Source organism: Franzmannia qiaohouensis (assembly GCF_031451695.1).
In the GTDB taxonomy this organism is placed as follows: Bacteria; Pseudomonadota; Gammaproteobacteria; order Pseudomonadales; family Halomonadaceae; genus Franzmannia; species Franzmannia qiaohouensis.
Genome location: NZ_JARWAM010000001.1, coordinates 281,334 through 299,861, shown reverse-complemented (window position 1 = coordinate 299,861; position 18,528 = coordinate 281,334). Strand labels below are relative to the sequence as shown.

Sequence of the window (18,528 nt, the reverse complement as noted above, 5' to 3'; positions counted from 1 at the left end):
CCTGCATGTATTTGTGGATCAAGGCGCTGCACCTGATCGCCATCGTCACCTGGTTTGCGGCGATGTTCTATCTGCCGCGGCTGTTCGTCTATCACGCCACGGCGCGGGACAACGGCGACCAGCAGGCCATCGACTATTTCCTGGTCATGGAGCGCAAGCTCTACCGTGGCATCATGCTGCCGTCGATGATCGCCGTGCTGGGGTTCGGTATCTGGCTGCTGGCACTGGTACCAGCGTGGATGGGCCAGGGATGGATGCACGTCAAGCTGCTGCTGGTGGTACTGCTGGTCGGTTATCACCATGTGTGCCTGATGTATATGAAGCAGCTTGCCGCGGCGCGCTGCGAAAAGTCCCATGTGTTCTTCCGCTGGTTCAATGAGGCGCCGGTGATCGCGCTGCTGATCATCGTGGTACTGGCCGTGGTCAAGCCGTTTTGATGGATGCCACTCATGCGCCGCGAGTAGCCAACCGCCAGCTGCCGGCAGTGCTGGTAATGGCCGGTCATGATCCTACCGGTGGAGCCGGGCTGGTTGCCGATGCCGAAGCGATCGGCGCCTGTGGCGCCTGGCCGCTGACGATTGCCACTGCGTTGACGGTGCAGAGCAGTGCCGATGTTACGACGGTGATGCCCTGCGACCCGGATGCCATGCGCAACATGGCTGCGGCACTCGATGAATTCTCGGTGGCGGCGATCAAGGTCGGTCTGGTGGCGAGCCTCGAGAGCCTCGATGCGGTGGTGGATATCGTGCGTCGTTACCCCGGCGTGCCGCTGGTGATGGACCCGGTGCTCAAGGCCGGCGGCGGTCGCGAGCTATCCAGCCTGGAACTGCGCGATGCGTTCCGCGAGCGGCTACTGCCGCTGGTGGATATCATTACCCCCAATCGCTCCGAACTCGCGCGCCTGGCCAGTGGCGACTTGCTCAGCGATACCGATCGTGCCATCGAGCTGCTGTCGCTGGGCTGCCAGGCGGTGCTGGTCACCGCCACCGACGATCCGCTGCCTGGCAGCGACCGGCGCCAGGTTATCCACACCCTGCATACCCCGGACGAGGGGCGTCAGTGGCACTGGCCACGATTGCCGGGACGCTTCCACGGTTCCGGCTGTACCCTGGCGGCGGCGCTGGCGGCGCGACTGGCCTGCGGCGAGCGGCTGATGCCGGCCTGCGAGCAGGCCCAGCGCTATACCTGGGAGAGCCTCGAACACGGCTGGTTGCCCGCCCCACAGCGCCCTGAGGGCCAGGCGCTGCCGCGGCGGTTATGGCGCCATCCAGCCTGGAGCGATCGATATGACGACTGACTCGATGGCCTGGCAGCGCGGCCTCTATGCGATCACCGACGCTACCCTGCTGCCCGATGACCGCACCCTGCTGAACGCCTGCGATGCCGCCTTGCGCGGTGGGCTGGCGCTGTTGCAGTATCGAGACAAGTCCGGCGATGATGCGCGTCGCTGGCGCCAGGCCGCGGCGCTGGCCAGCCTGTGCCAGGAACATGCGGTGCCGTTGATCATCAACGATGACACTGGCTTGGCCCTGAGGCTGCGCGATGCTGGCTTCGCGGGCGTGGGTTTGCACCTGGGACAGAGCGACGGCGAGCTGGCCGAGGCCAGACAGCGGCTGGGTGGCGAAGCGCTGATCGGCGCCACCTGCCATGCGAGCCTTGAACTTGCCGAGCGGGCCAGGGTCGAGGGTGTCAGTTATGTCGCTTTCGGGCGTTTTTTTGCCTCGCGCACCAAGCCCGATGCGCCGCCGGCGCCGCTGGCACTGCTGGCCCAGGCGGCCCACCTGGGGCTGCCGCGGGTGGCGATCGGCGGCATCAACGAACACTCCGCCGCCAGCGCGCGGCGCGCCGGCGCCGATCTGCTCGCCAGCGTCGAGGCGGTGTTCGGCGGCAGCGACGTCGAGGCCAGGGTGCGTCGGCTGAACCGGCAGCTCGCCGCGCTATCGCCGTAATATTATCCACAGGTAGTGCAGAGAGAGTTATCCGCACTGTCCAGAGAGTTATCCACAGACACTTTTGACTGCCGAGAGATTGCCATGACCACTTCTGCCGAGCTCTTCGAACGGGCCTGTCGCCATATCCCCGGTGGCGTCAATTCACCGGTGCGTGCCTTCAAGGGGCTGCATCGGCCGCCGGTGTTCATCGAGCGCGCTCAGGGCGCCTACCTGTTCGACGTCGAAGGCCAGCGCTACGTCGACTATGTCGGCTCCTGGGGGCCGATGATCACCGGCCACGCCGACCCGGAGGTGCTCGGCGCGGTGCGTGACAAACTCGACCACGGCCTCTCCTTCGGCACGCCCACCGCCATCGAGACCAGCATGGCGGAGCTGATCTGCGAGATCATTCCCAGCATCGAGCTGGTGCGCATGGTCAACTCGGGCACCGAGGCCACCATGTCGGCGATTCGCCTGGCACGCGGCTTCACCGGCCGCGACAAGATCGTCAAGTTCGAAGGTAACTATCACGGCCACTCCGACTCGCTGCTGGTCAAGGCCGGCTCCGGCGCGTTGACCCACGGCGAACCGAGCTCCCCCGGGGTACCGGCGGCGCTGGCCGAACATACCGTGACCCTGCCCCACAACGACCTCGATGCGCTGGAGGCCTGCTTCGAGGAGATCGGCGACCAGGTAGCCTGCATCATCGTCGAGCCGGTGGCCGGCAACATGAACTGCATACCGCCGCAGCCTGGGTTCCTCGAGGGACTGCGTCGGGTCTGCGACCAGCACGCTAGCGTACTGATCTTCGATGAAGTGATGACCGGGTTTCGCGTGGCGCTGGGCGGCGCCCAGGCCCACTACGGGGTGACCCCCGACCTGACCTGCCTGGGCAAGATCGTCGGCGGTGGCATGCCGGTGGGTGCCTTCGGCGGCAAGCGCGAGATCATGTCGCATATTTCACCGCTGGGACCGGTCTATCAGGCCGGCACCCTGGCCGGCAATCCGCTGGCCATGGCCGCCGGCATCGCGCTACTCACCAAGCTGCGTGAGCCGGGCTTTCACGACGCCCTGGCGCAGCGTGTCGAGACCCTGTGCAGCGGGCTCGAGGCCCGCGCCGAGGCCGCTGGCGTAGCGATGATTACCCAGCGTGCCGGGGGCATGTTCGGGGTCTTCTTCACCGGCCAGTCCCGGGTCGATAACTTCGCCCAGGCGACAGCCTGCGATGCCGATGCCTTCCGCCGCTTCTTCTCGGCGATGCTCGATGAGGGCGTTTATCTGGCGCCATCCGCGTACGAAGCCGGTTTCATGTCGAGTGCGCATACTGCGGAGGACATCCAGGCAACGCTGGATGCCGCCGAGCGGGCGTTTGCGCTCATGGCGCGGGCCACCTGACACTTGAGGTCTTGTACCGAGGGGATCCAGGGTGAGTAAAACGCTGATCGAGGCGCTCAGGTCGCCGAGTGGTTATGACCACCCCGTGGCGTCGGTGGAGGTCCACGAGACGCATATCTCGTGGATTCTGCTGACCGGCGAGTTTGCCTACAAGATCAAGAAGCCGCTCGATTTCGGCAGCTTCCTGGACTTCTCCACGCTGGCCAAGCGGCGCGCACTGTGCGAACAGGAGGTGCGTCTCAATCGTCGTCTGGCGCCCAACCTCTACGTTGCCGCGGTGCCGATCTCCGGGTCTCCCGAGGCCCCACGCATCAATGATCAGAGCGCGCCCTTCGAGTACGCCGTAAAGATGCGCCAGTTCAGCAATCGTCAGCTGTTCAGCCATCTGCAGGCCAGCGGCGAGCTCTCCCAGGAGCTGATCGACGACCTCATCGATCAACTGGTCGATTTTCACGAACGGGCCGCCCCGGTGGCCGCGGATAGCCTGCTTGGCAGCGCCGCGTCGACCGCCTCGATCATGTCGCGGGAATTCGAGCTGATTCGCGAGCGCCTCGACGACGACCACGACCTGGCGTATCTGGCCGCTCTCGAGACGTTGGCCAATGAGGCCTTCGGCCGGCTGCAGGAGGTATTCACGGCACGCCACCGCGACGGCTTCGTGCGCGAGACCCATGGCGATATCCACCTGGGCAATGCGGTCCATCACGAGGGCCGCGCGCTACTGTTCGACGGCATCGAGTTCAATGACGAACTGCGCTGGAACGACGTGGCCTGCGACCTGGCATTCCTGCTGATGGATCTCGAGGCGCGCGGTGAAGAGTCCCTCGCCCGGCATGCGCTGAATCGCTACCTGGAACTCTCGGGCGACTACGGACTGGCACGGGTGCTTGCCTACTACAAACTCTACCGTGCGCTGGTCATGGCCAAGGTGGCGGCGATTCGCTATCGCCAGTCAGGCGATCCGGATGAGCAGCAGCTGGCACTGCTGGAGTGTCGCCGCTATCTGCGTCTGGCCGACGGCTATGCCCGCTTTTGCTTTCCTTATCTGCTGATTGGCGTCGGGGTGTCGGGGAGCGGCAAGAGTCGCTTCACCGGCGAGGTCATTCGCCGGCTGGGCGGCGTACGGCTGCGATCCGACGTCGAGCGCAAGCGCCTGTTCGGATTTCATCCACAGGCGGATAGCCGGCAACAGGGTGTGGATATCTATACTCCAGCAGCCACTCAGCGAACCTATCAGCGACTTGCCAAGCTCGTCGGCCTGCTGCTGGAGTCGGGGCTTCCGGTGTGCATCGATGCCACCTGCCTGAGACGCTGGCAGCGCGATATGCTCGGCTGGGAAGCGGAAGGCCGCGGCCTGCCGCTGTTGACGGTGAGCTTCGAGGCCGACGAGGCGACGCTGCGGCGGCGTATTGAAAAGCGTGCTCGGCGCGGTGGCGATCCGTCAGAAGCGAGCCTTGCCGTGCTAGAACGCCAGCTGGCCAGCCTGGAACCATTTGGTGACGACGAGCGCCGTCACCTGATTCATCTCGATACCACCGCCGACGATGCTACCGAGACCCTGGTGAGTCTGATCCAGGCCAAGGTTGGTGTGCTGGAAGGCTGACGATGTTGCATCGTTGGACGTCTGCCTTGCGGCAATTATGCCGATGTGTATCAACTCTGATACGCTGTCAACTGCGCTAACACTCTGTGATAAAAGCGCTTTTATTCTTGTTCTATATGTTCGGTGATTAAGTGTAAACCTGTTGCGCATTTTACCGCCGACATAGCCCTCAACGTCCCTATATTATTCCCACGACTCGCCTCGATTACCTCGCTATAGCATTGATATAAAAGCACATTTCAGTTTGTAAATTTATGTGGCACGTATCGTGCAGTTTGTTCATCGATCGCCAGGTTCGACGTGTGATGGTATGTCCTGTGAGGCTCCTATCCACCCGGCCGCGTGATCAGAGCAAACAAAAATCATGCATGGTATGGAGAAGGATCATGAAATATTACGTGATTGCGGGAACATCAATGCTGGCATTGGCGATGGCAATTTCCACTGCACATGCCAACCCTAGCGCCGGCGTGGCTGACGAAGTCGATCAGGAGGTCACCTCCACGGCGATGGCCATCGGCGGGAGTAGCGGCACGGCCAATGGCGGTAACGGTGGTTCAGGGGGGAGCGGCAGCAGTACCGCGAATTCCACCGCGCTGAACGCCTTCGAAGAGATTGATGACGAGGATAATGGCTTTAGCGCCAACAGCTCGGCTACCAGCGGTGCGGGTACCGGCGGTGCGGGCGGCATGGGCGGTGCGGGCGGTACCTCTGGCGCCGGTGGCGATGCCTGGGCGATGAGCGAGTCCTACAACACCTCGACCAGCGTGATCGCACTGCAGGAACTGCAGTCGACCGTTACCGGCTCACGTATTTATATCAATGCGGGTGATGGGGCAGTGGGTGCGGTAGGCGGTGACGGTGGCGATGCCCTTGCGGTAACCGCTGCACTGAGTCAAGGCGGCAGTGGTGGTAGTGGCTACGGCGGTGACGGTGGCGAAGCCGATGCCAATGCCGGTAACGGCGATGATGGCGGCGACGGTATCGGCCTCGGTCTCGGCCTCGGCCTCGGCGCCGGGCAGGGTGGAAACGGCAACGCCAATAATGACGATACTGCGGCAGCCGGCGGCACTGCACTCGGACTCGCGGCCAATATTGCCGACGATTTCGAGGACGACAATACCAACACCGCAACCAATGGAGACACCAGCAACGGTGACGCCACGGCCAGTGCTGCGGTTAATGGCGGCACCGGTGGCGCAGGGTCGGGTAGTGGCAGCGGCAGCGGCAGCGGCAGCGGTACCGGTGGTGCAGGGGGCAGCGGTGGCGACGCCTTGGCCCAGGGCGGTGCGGGTGGCAATGGCAACGGTGGCGGCGGTGGCGGTGCAACCTCCACCAGCGGCGATGCCATGGCCCAGGCCGGCAGCGGCGGCAATGGCGGCAACGGCGGCAATGGCGGTGCGGCCAGCCTGGTTACCGGCACTGCGAGCATGGCGGCAGGCGCTGGCACCTTTGGCGGGATCGCCAACATGAACCTGTCGACTGGGATCTACAACTCCCAGCTGGCAGCCACCAACGTTGCAGCTCACAGCAACGTGAATATCGGCAACTGAGCGCGTCCGATGGGCTGGCGGCTATTCGTCGCCAGCCCCTTCTCGCTGCCATGCATTGGAGGGGCGTCATGAACTACTACCGCTCACTGTTAGCACCCTGCCTGGGGACTGCCCTGCTTGTGACAGGGGGCTGGGCACTGGCGGATGGTACGCCAGTCATCGCACCGTCAAGCGACGGCTTTGCGGCACTCGAGACCCTCGAGGAGCAGGAGCTGGGCCATCTCTACGGGCGTGAAGGCGGCTTCAATCTGGTCAATGTACAGAGCATTCAGCACCTTGATGCGGCGGTGACCGGAGCCTCGTTTACCGCCGGCACCATCGTTAGCGGCAATGTCGTGATCGAAAACCGGGCGCTGGACAATTTTTCCGGTATCGGGCTATTCAATATCATGACCGGCCACAGCAACGCCGTGAGCACGGGCGTCAATATCAGCGTCTACGCCCCGACACAGTAACTCGCAGAGCGGGGAGTGCGTCATGCAGCGAACCATGCTTCGCCAGTTTGCCCTGCTGCTGCTGTGCTTGTGGCCCGGAATGATGGCCATGGCCGGCAGTGTGCATATTCAGGGCCCATTCGGCAGCGTCAATGTGCCCGCACGCAGCCTGGAGGCGATGCGCTGGGATCGTGTGATACCCCAGCAGTACGACTACAGCTGCGGCGCCGCCGCCGTGGCCACCCTGCTGACCTTCCACTACCAGCGCCCGACGACGGAGGCTGAGGTGTTCGAGCACATGATCGCCACGGGTGACGTCGAGCAGATCCAGGCTCAGGGGTTCTCCATGCTCGACATGAAGCGCTACCTCGATGGTCAGGGCCTAAACGCGGATGGATTCAGGGTATCGCTCGAGGATCTGGCGCGAATCGGCGTGCCGGCGATCACCTTGATCAACACCGGTGGCTATCGCCACTTCGTGGTGATCAAGGGCATCGACGAAAACAATATCGTCGTGGCGGATCCCGCGGTAGGCACGGTAATCGTACCGACCGCTCACTTCGCCAATCTGTGGAGTGGCACGGTGCTTGGAGCACGCGCCGACATGTTGTTGGCCCAGCAGAACTTCAACCATGAGCGTGACTGGCGGCTCAGAGCCAGGGCGCCCAAGCAGCAGGCAATCAGGCGCATGCCGATGTCCAGCCTGATCCTCAATCTTCCAGCCCACAATGAGATGGGGCGATGACCATGACCGATGCCACTCTGTCCATATATCGCACCACACCTTGGCGCTGGTTGAAGGCGCTACTGATGGGATGCTGGCTGCTTCCGGCAGGCGCTGTGCAGTCGACGGATTTTTATGCTGCCAGCGGTGCTGGCGCGAGCGTGTCGATGCAGCGAGAAGCAGCGATGACTGGAGATTCGCGGTTCTTCGCCGAGACTGCAGTGATCGATGACGAAAGCCTGGATATGCTGCGCGGTGGTTTTACCGTGTCGGGGATGGATCTCAACTTCGGCGCCATACTCAAGACGCGGATCGATAGCATGCAGCTCGAATCGACGGTCAGGATTGATCGATTTGGTACGCAGCTGACCTCTCAGCGACTGAATGGCATGGAGGTGGGTGCCTTGCCGGCTGAGTTTCAGGCAATGGTGGTGAATGGCGGTGGTGCGATCAACGACATGGCGCCCGGCTCGCTCAACCTGAGCGGTCTGAAGGAGTACTCGGGACTGGCGTTGCATGACACCCAGGGGTTTACTGCCGCGCTTCACAATATCACCAAGCAGGCTATCGTCAGCGCCGTGGTCAGCGATGCCTCCCAGCGTAACGTCCAACAGACCATCGATATCAATATCAACGTCAACAACATGCCGGCGCTTCAAGCGGCATCGCAGCGCCAGGCAATACTCAACTCGCTGGCACGTTGATGCTGTCGAGAGGTTAGCATGGTCATCGCTAACCTCTCGTTATCCCAGCCTTAATCAATACATTCCCATCCCGAATGGCACGCGCAGCGTTATCACGGTATCCGGTGCATCGTCTGTCACGCCGAGCTCGAGCCCCAGGTTGACGGACACGTCTGGCTTGAGCTGGTACGACCAGCCCAGTAGCAGCGATCCAATGTTGAGGCTACGTGAACTCTGGGTGCTGGAGTTGCCATTGGCGCCGAGAAATTCCGTTCTGGTCTTGTCGATGAAGTCATGCTTATAGCCAAGACTGAATGATGCGCGCTCATTGATGGCGTACCCCATGCCGAAGCTGACCCTAATCGCATCACCGGGGTCCACGTCGCCGATAGTGATATCGTCATTGATTCGCTTGTTGATGCTCTCTTTTTTTGTGTACATATAGCCGAGGTTGGCAAAGAATACGGCCGGGTCGGAAGGATAGAGGGCTGTAATACTTGGCTCCAGCGAGTGGAATCCTGAACCAGTCGCCAATTCTCTTTCTATCCCATCACTATCACGGCGAATATCGAAGGGGCCTTCGCCGGTGGTCGTCTTGTAGCGTAGATTGGCAATCAGGTATGGCCAGTTGTTTTGTCCGCGGTTGAGCTGATAGCGTGCCGCCAGCTCGATATCGCCTAGTCCGTTGCCCGATAAGTCCCGGTCGATGTCAAACTGGCCGGCTTCACTCCCCTCCACCGTTGGTACGGTGGCGAAGAGGGTATCGCTTCGATAGACGTAGGGCACCTTGGCTTCCAGCTCCAGGCGATCCGTCACGCCCAGTCGACCGGTTACCGCTGCGGTCCAGGTGTCGCGATTCGCCTCCTCGGCAGTGAACACGCCGATCAGCAGCGTGCTGAGAATTTCGATGCCTTGAAAGGTCAGGCGATTGACCCCGGCATGCGAGTACTGCAGCGATGGCTCTATGACCAGGTGCCCACGCGGAGTGAGTACTCCAGCGTACTCGGTGATGGCCTGCACATCAGGCTGGTTGATGGCATCGGGAGGCGCTTGTCCCACTGGCTCCTGCTGGGCGTGAACCAGCTGTGCGCTTAGCAGCGACACCGCCAAGGGTAGCGGAGTGATGTACTTCAATACGCTTGTTTTCATTATTTAGTTCCCCCATATTTCGATGATCGGGCATAGCACGTGGTTGAAGATTATTATTTTGTTGTTACTCTCCTTTAATTATGTTGTGTTTTTTTGCAAGGCGATAAAATGTCACTCTCGAAACACCCATCTCCTTGGCGGAACGCGCTATATTATTATCATTCTTGATGAGTATGTTGGTGATCAGCTGTCGTTCAGCAGCACCTCTAACTTCATTAAGGGATGGTGGCGAGATGTTCTCTGTCGTATTATGGATACCCAGGGCATCGGGCATTATCAGATCACTGTCTGAAAGCACGATGGCGCTCTTTATCCTGTTCAACATCTCTCTAACATTGCCCGGCCAATGATAGGATTTCATGAGTGCAATGGTATCGCGGTGGAAACCTCTGGCGCGGCATGGATAGCGGGATGAAAAACGTTCGAATACTTGATTGGCCAGCAATTCAATATCGGCCCTACGATGCCTCAGCGGAGGAAGGTGAATGACAACGGTGTTGAGGCGATGCAGCAGGTCGAGACGGAAAGATCCGCGCTCGACCGCTGTATCAAGATCGACGTGGGTGGCGGAAACTATCCGTACATCGACGGCGATTTCCTGACTGCTGCTTAAACGCTGAATACTATTCGACTCGAGAAAACGCAGAAGATTGACCTGGAGGTGTAAGTCCAAGTCGCCAATTTCATCAAGGAATAGCGTTCCACCAGATGCAGCCTCAATATGCCCGACTTGCTGACTTGTTGCCCCAGTAAACGCCCCCTTTTCGTGTCCGAAAAGTTCAGACTGGATCAAGTCGTTGGAAAAACCACCACAGTTGACGGCGATGAATGGCCCCGCGCAGCGAGTCGATTGATCATGTATCGCTCGGGCAATCAGCTCCTTGCCAGTGCCCGACTCGCCCAATATCATGACGGGCGCCTTGCTATCGGAAACTCTATGAATAAGGCGAAAAATGCGTTTGAGTTCCGGCATGTAACTCTTGAGTATGATGCCATCTACATGAATTGAATCAATGTTATGGGTAACGTTTTTTATCAAAGCCTTTCGATACGCGTTGGCAAGTAATTCCCCTAGCAATGAGCCGTCTATAGGAAGTGAAAATACACCATCGAGCAGCCTGACGATATGGGCGCCTCTCGGCTGCTCTGCTTGTATATCAATAACCACGCCCAGCCATATTATGCCATTACCACAGATGAAATTTTCAACATCCTTAAGTGGAATATCTTGCAGTTCCTGGATACAAAGGATACCGATACTGTCGAGCTTCGAGAACAGCATGACATTATCGGCTGTATAGATGGACTCATAGCACTCGGTTGCCCAGCCTTGCGATGCTATGCTATCGATCAGCATGGCCCGGCGTGTTGTATCGCTACTTATTATTACTACACGCCTGGGGAGAGGCATCCATAACTCCTTTGGTCGCTACTATGCGTATGGACGAAAAGAGGGAAACGCCCAGAGGTTTAACTTCTGTTAGATTGGATGCAGATCCGGCTTTTGTAAAGTTATGTGATGCTGTGTTGTCGATGTTTTTTACCACGAGAAAGGGCTAGGAAATATAACCAGTATTATTGTAAGAAGTCCATCGTGTTATGGGGATTAGAGTTCTCGTGTAACATGCTTTACTTGACGACAAAGTGATTCCAATGAAACGGGTCGCTGGCTAGGAAATGTGATTATTTAAATAATGTATGTATGGCAGTCGGGAGTATTTCAAACCATGCTTTTCCATTAGGCGATGTAGTGTAACCTTGGATATCATCAGCTCACTGGCAACGCGGACCAAGTCATAAGAGTGATTAGCCAGGGACTCTCGCAGAGCCAGATACTCCGCTTGGTTTCTGACCAGCTCCAATGAGGTAATATATCGCCCCCAATGACGCCGATCGAGCCCCATATCAGTAGGTCTCAGTAGCGGGGAGTCACTGTATAGCATGGCTTGTCGTATACGGTTGCTAAGCTCACGAATATTGCCGGGCCAGGTATGAGAGCGCATAATATCGAAAGTTTCTTGACTAATTCCCTGAAGCTTACAAGAGCCTTCCTTGCGGTACTTGCTGTAAAAGAATTCCGCCAAGGGGGCGATATCCGCTACTCGCTCGCGAAGTGGGGGCAGAGAAATTTCAAGCACGTTGAGACGATGATAGAGGTCATCGCGAAACGTCCTGGCAGCAACGGCTTGACGCAAATTGACATGGGTAGCTGCTATAATCCTGACGTCTACGAAAAATTCTTTTCGACCACCTACTCGCATCATTCGCTTGTTTTCGAGGAATCGCAACAGGTTGGCTTGTACGGCAAGTGGAAGATCCCCGATTTCATCAAGGAACAGCGTACCGCCCGAGGCTGTTTCGATATATCCCTTGCGCTGCTGGTGGGCGCCTGTGAAGGCACCCTTTTCACAGCCATATAGCTCTGATTGCGCAAGTCCCTCGGGTAAGGCACCGCAGTTTACCGCCACGAAGGGAGCATGAGATCGCGCTGAGGATTCATGTATCGCTCTTGCCGCCAGCTCCTTACCAGTACCCGTTTCACCATGAACCAGTACTGGTGCGTCGACATTGGCAAAGCGCGCTATTCTTTCGAAAAGCTTTCCGGTCGTCCGTGGGCTGCCGATCATCCTGGCCCTGCCGACATCTACCTTGGCGCTGAGCGGTTTGCTATCTTGCCATTCATGTAATTTGTCGAGATTGACAAGCAGGTTATGAACTTTTTCGGTGGTGCATGGCAAGGTGGCATAGCCGTGGCAAAATTGATCCAATATACAGTTAATAGTGGTATTGGTCTTGAGCTCTACACCATCTAATATTGCCAACCAGTATAGAGACGATCCAGATAGTATATGCCTTAACTCTATGGTTTTTTGTTGCTTGTAAACAGTCTGCTGATCGATCAGGACTAGACCGACTCGTATAGGTTTATTTTCAACACTCTTATTTTTTTCAACAGCACCATATGGATATGGCGCCCAGCCGTGATTGAAGGATAATTTTTTTATGATCTCACTAAAGCCTACGCCCTGCCCAAGAGTGGCCAGTGATCGATTGTTCACCATTGTCGCCTTCTCCATATGCTATCGACGGTTCAATGATGATTTCGCCGGCTATCCCCTCCCTTATTGCTCGATATCGGCAGTCTAGGTGTTGTCATCAGGTTCTTTTTCGCCCAGTTCATGGCTTGTATTCTGTTATGAACCTTGATTTTCCTGAATATATTGTAAATGTGCGATTTTACGGTGTGTTCGCTGACGAACAGCTTCTCGGCAATTTCAAGGTTGGAATCCCCCGATGCCAGTAAGCTGATAATTTCCATCTCACGCTGAGTCAGACCACATGCTGGACGGAAAATGCTGAGCTGCTGATGTCGATAAAAGTCGATAAGACGTGTCATCAACGAGCGTGACATCCAGAAGTCACCGGCAATCAAGGCACCTATGCCTTTGCAGATCAGGGTGATTGGATCGTTGCGGTAGAAAACGCCATGAATATGCAGCATGCGCATGATATCCATGGCATGTTCTTCGTCCTTGAGGTTGAAGACCGACATGATTTTGGTCGGGCTTTCCATACAAGCCAGGTGCCATTCATGCATGTCGCTTTCGTGGACATGATCTGCATCAACCAATAATACGACTCTTTCATGAGAAAGTTCTTGATTGTGTGCATCGGGCGGTAGTGTGCTGACACTGCACTCTACTTCATTATTGATATAGTCGACGAACAGCTGCGACTGCGGGTTGGCGTCGGTGATAAGTATTACCATGGTGTGTTCGGAATCCATGATACTTTCCCCTGAAAAAATACGTCGTTACGCGGGTGCTCGTACTGGCGGCAGCAGAGCTTGTAGTATGCGACATCTCACCAGTTTTGTAAACTATAGTAACTTTAGCAATGTTTTGTGCTTTGATATTCTCTGTCATTCTTTTTTAGATAAAATTAATTATCTTGTATATCAACACGATACGAAGCCATCTCATTTTTTATTCCTGCTGGGGCTGATAAAAATGATCTTTTTTCATGTTTCTTTTTGTTTTTCCTGATCCTGTGAAGCTGAGGTCCCTCATCCTTCGGTCATTTCTGAGCAATGACGGTTCGCCTGCCTAGCGCGACGGCGTAGAATGATTTACGCCGTACTATCAAGGAGATCCGCATGTCGCGAGCATTCGACATTGTCCTGGCCAGCGGAAATGCTGGAAAAATAAGGGAATTCAATCAATTACTGTCGCCGCTCGGCTATGAGGTGAAGGCTCAGGCGGACTACGGTGTCGCCGAGGTCGAAGAAACGGGGCTGACCTTCATCGAGAATGCACTGCTCAAGGCTCGCGAAGCCAGTCGCGTCAGTGGCCTGCCGGCGCTGGCGGATGATTCTGGCCTTGTGGTGGATGCCTTGCAGGGGGCGCCGGGGATCTATTCGGCACGCTATGCCGGTGAGCCCAAGAGCGACGAGGCAAACAATCGCAAGTTGCTGGATCAACTGCTCGAGGTGCCGGAAGGCGAACGCTCGGCACGTTACTGGTGTGTGCTGGTCTATCTGCGTCATGCAGATGATCCGGTGCCGCTGATCGTACAGCAGCACTGGCAAGGCGAAATTCTGGCGCACCCGCGCGGAGAGGGCGGGTTTGGCTACGACCCTCTGTTCTGGATCCCCGAGGTCAGGATGAGCGTTGCCGAGCTCTCCGCCGAGGAAAAGAATCGCCTCAGTCATCGTGGCCGCGCGATGCAGGCACTGTTAGCCCAGCTCTCGAGTCACTGATGCCGCTTCCACCGCTATCGCTCTATGTGCACGTGCCCTGGTGCGTGCGCAAGTGTCCCTACTGTGATTTCAATTCCCATGGCGTCGGGCATGGCGCTGACTTGCCTGAAGAGGCTTACCTGGCTGCCCTGCTCGAGGATCTCGATGCCGAGCTACCGCTGGTGGCGGGTCGACAAGTGGTCAGCGTATTCATCGGCGGGGGCACGCCGAGCCTGATGTCGTCACGTTTCTATCACCATCTGTTTACCGCGCTGCGCGCTAGACTGATGCTGGCTGAGAGCTGTGAGATAACGCTCGAGGCCAATCCCGGCACCTTCGAGCAGGCGCGATTCGCCGGTTATCGCGAGGCCGGCATCAACCGCCTTTCGCTTGGAATACAGAGCTTTCAACCGGCGCAGCTGGCGGCGCTGGGCCGTATCCATAGCGGTGACGATGCCAGCCACGCCGTGCGCAGCGCTCGCGCGGCGGGCTTCGATAACTTGAATATAGACTTGATGCATGGCCTGCCCGGCCAGGACACCGCCGGGGCCCTGGCCGATCTGGACACGGCGTTGTCGCTGGCGCCTAGCCATCTCTCCTGGTACCAACTCACGCTGGAGCCCAATACCGAGTTTTACTCTCATCCGCCGCCGCTGCCTGAGGAAGAGCAGCTTTGGGATATTCAGGATGCCGGCCATGCGCGACTCGTCGGCGCCGGGTTCCAGCAGTACGAGATATCGGCCTATGCGCGACCCGGCCTGCGTTCCCAGCATAATCTCAACTACTGGCGGTTTGGCGACTATCTTGGGATCGGGGCCGGCGCCCATGGCAAGCTGAGCCGAATCGACGAAAGCGGAAGCTGGGTGATCCAGCGGCGCTGGAAGTCGCGTCAGCCTGAGGCCTATCTGCGCAGGCGCCACGATCCGCGCGGCTTCGTTGCCGGGCAGCGCTTGCTGACGGTTGACGAGCTGCCGCTCGAGTTCAGCATGAATGCCCTGCGACTGGTCGATGGCGTGCCGCTGCCGTTATGGCAGGAGCGTACCGGCCAGCCACTGTCGATGCTGTCGTTGCGGCTAGCTGCGGCGCGCAAAAAAGGACTTGTTGTGGAAGATGACCAGCGCCTGCAAGCTTCCACTCAGGGTCTATTATTCTTGAATGAACTGCTGGCCTCGATTGAGATCTGATCAGCGGTTCTTACCTCGACGTACAAGGAGTCACTACGCCATGCGCAAGACACTTCGTCTCGCTCCCTCTTTGGCTGCTGCCCTGCTGGTAGTTGGCTGTGCCACCAACGACCCCTACGGTGGACAGACCCAGCGCAGTAGTACCGTCACTGGTGCCGGTATCGGTGCCGCCGTGGGTGCTGCTGCCGGCGCACTCAGCGGCAGTGGCAGCACCAGCCGCCGTGATCGTGCGCTAATCGGTGCCGCGGTTGGGGCCGCCGCCGGCGGTGGTATCGGCGCCTACATGGATCGTCAGGAAGCGCAGCTGCGCGAAAGCATGCAGGGCACCGGAATCGAGGTCGAGCGTCAAGGCGATGATATCGTGCTCAATATGCCCAGCAGCGTAACCTTCGGCTTTGATTCGAGCGAGCTGACCAGCTCGGCGCGCAGTGCCCTCAACGATGTGTCCAATGTGCTGCGTGAGTACCCGGAGACGCGCATCAATATTGCCGGGCACACCGACAGCACCGGCTCCGCCGATTACAACCAGCGCCTCTCCGAGCGTCGTGCAGAATCGGTAGGCAACTATCTTGGCCAGAGCGGCGTCGACCGCTCGCGTCTCAGCATGCGTGGCTATGGCCTGACTCAGCCGGTGGCAAGCAACGATACCGAGTCCGGCCGGGCCCAGAACCGGCGCGTGGAAATCACCCTGACGCCGATCCAGCAGCAGATCTGACCCTAGTGTTTCACAACGGCCCGCAGGCGCTGTCTGCGGGCTTCTTCATGGATCCCCCATGCTTGCCTACCAGCACGCCTACCATGCAGGTAATTTCGCCGACGTTCACAAGCATCTGACGCTGCATGCGGTGACTCGGCATCTATTACGTAAAGCGTCGCCTGTTACGTATATCGACACCCACGCGGGACGGGGAGTCTACTCTCTGGACGCTGCCGAGACGCGCAAGTTGCAGGAGTACCGTCACGGTGTGGCGCCGCTGTGGGAGGCCCGAACGCGTCTGCAGGGCGCAAGTCCACTGCTCGATGCCTGGCTCGACGCCTTGGGTGAGGCGCAGCAAGGCAAGCAGCATCTCGATCGCTATCCCGGGTCACCATGGTGGCTGGCCCGAGGGCTGCGTGCTCATGACCGACTGCAGCTGTTCGAACTGCACCCCGGGGAGCATGCCGAGCTCGAGCAACAGACGCTGCCGGCCAATGCCAGCCGTACCTATGGCGATGGACTGGCGGGGCTGCTCAAGCGCCTGCCGGTGACGACCCCGCGGCTGTGTGTCCTGATCGACCCCAGCTATGAGCGCAAGCCGGAGTATCTCGAGGTGGCCGCTACGCTGATCGAGGTGGCACGCAAGGCGCGCCATGCGCTGGTCATGGTGTGGTATCCGCTGCTGCCGGCGGCACGCCATCAGGCGATGCTCGATAGTCTGCGTGAGGCGGGGCTGCGCAAGCTGTGGCGCAGCGAGCTGGTGCGTCAGGCCCCCGGCGATAGCCGCCACGGCATGTATGGCAGCGGCATGCTGTTGCTCAACCCACCGTGGGGGCTCGATGCTGCGCTTGGCGAGGCCCTTGACGCGGCACTGCCGCTGCTTGGCGACCAGGCTCGACACCACGGCGAGTGGTGGGTCGAGGAGTGATCAGTGGCGCTGCGGTGCGAGCCGGCCGCGGCCGCGCTCGGGCACCATGCGGCCGAAGTAGAGTAGTCCGAAGGCCAGCCAGCCAAGGGTCAGCAGGCTGGTCAGGATCAGAATCGCCCCGGCGCCAAATTGGGCGATCAGCGGCAGTGCTGCAGCGGTGAACAGGCCGCCGCCGACTACTGGCTCGAACATCAGCTGCTTGTAGCCGAAGCTCTCCAGTGCCCCTGACTTGTTCTTGGGGTCGGCAATGCGCATCAGCAGCAGGCCGGTCACCGTGACGCCCATCGACTGACCAAAGTCGCCGATACCCCGCTCGAACCAGTTTTCGGGTATCACCCGCGGGGCAATGACCAGCAGCACGAACAGCGACCAGCCGATGCCTGCCGTGGCCAGCAGCAGGAAGGGGACCAGGAAGTCGCCGAGGGTGGTCAGCGACAGCGTAGCCAGGGCCGCGACGATGGTGTAGTCGAGTGCGGTGCCGGCGATACGCGACATGGTGCGTGCCGAGACGTGGCGCTCCCAGCCGCGCTTGATCACGCACAGCTGGACGATGACTCCACCGATCATGGCCATGGGAAACAGGGGCACATGGGCCATGATTTCAAGGCCGCCATTACGTGCCCAGGTAAACTGCTCAATTGCTTGCAGCCCCTGCAGGATCAGCCAGCCGATGACGATGGCGATACCTACCAGACCCAGGTGGATGCTCAGCGGATCGGTGGTACCGGCTTCCTGTTCGAGGTCTTTCTGAAATTCGTGAATCTCCTCCCGCGAGGGCGCGCTGTCTTCCTGCATCAGCGCATCGGGATCGCCCTGATCGGGTGTTGGCGAGACGATCCGGCGGCGTGCGGCAATATTGATCAGCAGGGTACCCACCAGCACCCCCGAGACGATGCCGATGGTGGCCAGGCCGAGTGCCAGGTCGGCGCCCTCTTCGAAACCTAGCTCGGCGAAGGTGTCGGCCATGCCGGCAGCGGTGCCGTGTCCGCCCTCGAAACCGATCTCGATCAGCGCCCCGGCCATGGGGTTCATGCCGAACAGTGGCGCCAGTACCAGCAGCGCCAGGCTAAGACCCACCACGTACTGGCCCCAGGCCATGGTCTGGCCGACTACTACCTGTGGGCCGGCACGCAGCCAGATGGTGCGCAGGCCGGGGATCGGCTTGCCGAGGAACAGTGCGGCGAACACCACGTTGATCAGCAGGCCAGGAAGTTCCGCCCAGCTCTCCATCACGTAGTCGGGGAAGAGGCCGGCGCCATCGGTGAAGGGGCTGCCGGCTACAGCACCGAGCACTTCCGGGCCGAGCAGCAGCACGATCAGGCCGCCGACCACCGAACTGGGCAGGAACAGCCGACGCATCCAGCCTACCTTGGCACGCAGTACCGTGCTGAACAGCAGGATCAGGCCGATCAACAGCAGGGCAACGAACAGCTGGCCCACGCTCATGGTCATGAGAAACTCCCTTTCTCTTCAGCCGCACTATCAGCGTAGCCCGCTACGAGAAAAGGG

18 protein-coding genes are annotated in these 18,528 nt (G+C 59.2%); 13 read left to right on the top strand and 5 right to left on the bottom strand.

The features are described 5' to 3' along the window. The first annotated feature begins 5 nt into the window (after window positions 1-5). The 9 genes from hemJ to QC821_RS01380 all read left to right on the top strand — a co-directional run bounded on the left by hemJ (window position 6) and on the right by QC821_RS01380 (window position 8,344). Complete coding sequence (hemJ, locus tag QC821_RS01420; RefSeq protein ID WP_309715972.1) at window positions 6-437, top strand: protoporphyrinogen oxidase HemJ; 432 nt, start codon at window positions 6-8, stop codon at window positions 435-437. Beyond that, window positions 437-1,297: a bifunctional hydroxymethylpyrimidine kinase/phosphomethylpyrimidine kinase gene (thiD, locus tag QC821_RS01415; RefSeq protein WP_309715969.1), complete on the top strand. Its 861-nt coding sequence runs from the start codon at window positions 437-439 to the stop codon at window positions 1,295-1,297. Before hemJ ends, thiD begins: the two co-directional genes overlap by 1 nt. After that, window positions 1,287-1,949 carry a thiamine phosphate synthase gene (gene thiE / locus QC821_RS01410; RefSeq protein WP_309715967.1) on the top strand — a complete coding sequence of 221 codons (663 nt, stop codon included), beginning with the start codon at window positions 1,287-1,289 and terminating at the stop codon, window positions 1,947-1,949. Before thiD ends, thiE begins: the two co-directional genes overlap by 11 nt. 84 nt (window positions 1,950-2,033) lie before the next feature. Continuing rightward, the gene (hemL, locus tag QC821_RS01405; RefSeq protein ID WP_309715964.1) at window positions 2,034-3,326 is read left to right on the top strand and encodes a glutamate-1-semialdehyde 2,1-aminomutase; all 1,293 of its coding nucleotides are present in this window, start codon (window positions 2,034-2,036) and stop codon (window positions 3,324-3,326) included. A gap of 31 nt (window positions 3,327-3,357) precedes the next feature. Next, window positions 3,358-4,929 carry a bifunctional aminoglycoside phosphotransferase/ATP-binding protein gene (locus QC821_RS01400; protein ID WP_309715962.1) on the top strand — a complete coding sequence of 524 codons (1,572 nt, stop codon included), beginning with the start codon at window positions 3,358-3,360 and terminating at the stop codon, window positions 4,927-4,929. Window positions 4,930-5,315: 386 nt separating this feature from the next. Continuing rightward, window positions 5,316-6,482 carry a hypothetical protein gene (locus QC821_RS01395; protein ID WP_309715960.1) on the top strand — a complete coding sequence of 389 codons (1,167 nt, stop codon included), beginning with the start codon at window positions 5,316-5,318 and terminating at the stop codon, window positions 6,480-6,482. 68 nt (window positions 6,483-6,550) lie between these two features. Continuing rightward, window positions 6,551-6,937, top strand: a complete 387-nt coding sequence (locus tag QC821_RS01390; RefSeq protein WP_309715957.1) for a hypothetical protein — start codon at window positions 6,551-6,553, stop codon at window positions 6,935-6,937. Window positions 6,938-6,959: 22 nt separating this feature from the next. Continuing rightward, a complete protein-coding gene (locus QC821_RS01385) occupies window positions 6,960-7,661 on the top strand; it encodes a C39 family peptidase (RefSeq protein WP_309715955.1) in 702 nt (233 codons plus the stop codon). Further along, window positions 7,658-8,344 carry a hypothetical protein gene (locus QC821_RS01380; protein WP_309715953.1) on the top strand — a complete coding sequence of 229 codons (687 nt, stop codon included), beginning with the start codon at window positions 7,658-7,660 and terminating at the stop codon, window positions 8,342-8,344. The genes QC821_RS01385 and QC821_RS01380 overlap by 4 nt, the downstream gene beginning before the upstream one ends. A 54-nt stretch (window positions 8,345-8,398) precedes the next feature. Here the strand turns inward: QC821_RS01380 and QC821_RS01375 are convergent, their stop codons facing one another. The 4 genes from QC821_RS01375 to QC821_RS01360 form a co-directional block, all read right to left on the bottom strand. Continuing rightward, window positions 8,399-9,472 (bottom strand): transporter, encoded by a 1,074-nt coding sequence (locus tag QC821_RS01375; protein ID WP_309715950.1) that lies wholly within the window; start codon window positions 9,470-9,472, stop codon window positions 8,399-8,401. A gap of 64 nt (window positions 9,473-9,536) precedes the next feature. Next, the gene (locus QC821_RS01370) at window positions 9,537-10,829 is read right to left on the bottom strand and encodes a sigma-54 interaction domain-containing protein (RefSeq protein WP_309715947.1); all 1,293 of its coding nucleotides are present in this window, start codon (window positions 10,827-10,829) and stop codon (window positions 9,537-9,539) included. A 313-nt stretch (window positions 10,830-11,142) separates the two neighbouring features. After that, complete coding sequence (locus QC821_RS01365; RefSeq protein ID WP_309715944.1) at window positions 11,143-12,534, bottom strand: sigma-54 interaction domain-containing protein; 1,392 nt, start codon at window positions 12,532-12,534, stop codon at window positions 11,143-11,145. 29 nt (window positions 12,535-12,563) lie between these two features. Next, a complete protein-coding gene (locus QC821_RS01360) occupies window positions 12,564-13,259 on the bottom strand; it encodes a LuxR C-terminal-related transcriptional regulator (RefSeq protein WP_309715941.1) in 696 nt (231 codons plus the stop codon). 369 nt (window positions 13,260-13,628) lie between these two features. Between QC821_RS01360 and rdgB the strand changes: the two genes are divergently transcribed. Genes rdgB through QC821_RS01340 form a run of 4 tightly spaced genes read left to right on the top strand, consistent with a single transcriptional unit; the run spans window position 13,629 to window position 17,019 of the window. Continuing rightward, on the top strand, window positions 13,629-14,231 hold the full coding sequence (gene rdgB, locus QC821_RS01355) for an RdgB/HAM1 family non-canonical purine NTP pyrophosphatase (protein WP_309715938.1): 603 nt from the start codon (window positions 13,629-13,631) through the stop codon (window positions 14,229-14,231). Continuing rightward, entirely contained in the window at window positions 14,231-15,394 is a 1,164-nt protein-coding gene (hemW, locus tag QC821_RS01350; protein ID WP_309715935.1) for a radical SAM family heme chaperone HemW, read from the top strand. The genes rdgB and hemW overlap by 1 nt, the downstream gene beginning before the upstream one ends. Before the next feature lie 40 nt (window positions 15,395-15,434). Next, window positions 15,435-16,109, top strand: a complete 675-nt coding sequence (locus QC821_RS01345) for a YiaD family glycine zipper/OmpA-like lipoprotein (RefSeq protein ID WP_309715933.1) — start codon at window positions 15,435-15,437, stop codon at window positions 16,107-16,109. Window positions 16,110-16,167: 58 nt separating this feature from the next. Next, complete coding sequence (locus tag QC821_RS01340) at window positions 16,168-17,019, top strand: 23S rRNA (adenine(2030)-N(6))-methyltransferase RlmJ (RefSeq protein ID WP_309715931.1); 852 nt, start codon at window positions 16,168-16,170, stop codon at window positions 17,017-17,019. Here the strand turns inward: QC821_RS01340 and QC821_RS01335 are convergent, their stop codons facing one another. Continuing rightward, a complete protein-coding gene (locus tag QC821_RS01335; protein WP_309715929.1) occupies window positions 17,020-18,471 on the bottom strand; it encodes a sodium/glutamate symporter in 1,452 nt (483 codons plus the stop codon). Window positions 18,472-18,528 lie beyond the last annotated feature (57 nt).